The organism is Paraburkholderia sp. SIMBA_027, from assembly GCF_046535315.1.
In the GTDB taxonomy this organism is placed as follows: Bacteria; Pseudomonadota; Gammaproteobacteria; order Burkholderiales; family Burkholderiaceae; genus Paraburkholderia; species Paraburkholderia tropica.
Window position 1 is genome coordinate 1 of record NZ_JAWRWY010000208.1, and the last position, 359, is coordinate 359.

General features: G+C 56.3%; 1 pseudogene. It reads left to right on the forward strand.

The window, feature by feature from the left end:
- Positions 1 to 76 precede the first annotated feature (76 nt).
- Positions 77 to 359 (forward strand): annotated as a pseudogene (locus tag SB764_RS38810) (hypothetical protein); the annotation flags it as partial.

A 359-nucleotide genomic window follows, 5' to 3' on the forward strand; every position in this document is an offset into this window, starting at 1 on the left:
CGACAGACTGAAGGGTGCCGCTTCGTCCAATAAGCCGAAGCGGCCTATTCCAGGGTTTTACGAGGTCAGTACGCCCATGATGAATTCGTTCGACCGGCGCTACGCCATCGCATTGATGCTTCCGGCGTGTGTGCTCCTGCTGGTTTTTTTCTTCTACCCTCTCGCAGTGGTTGCATGGCAAAGCGTCTCTAGCGACGGATTTTCGTGGAATGCCTATCGATCGCTGTTTGCGACGGACCTGTTCCTCCGCGTTCTCAGCACAACGGCATGGATAGCGTTCATTGCGACGCTTGTGAGCGTCGTGGTTGGCTACTGCATGGCGGCAATGATTGCACGCAGTTCAGGCCGCAAGCGCATCG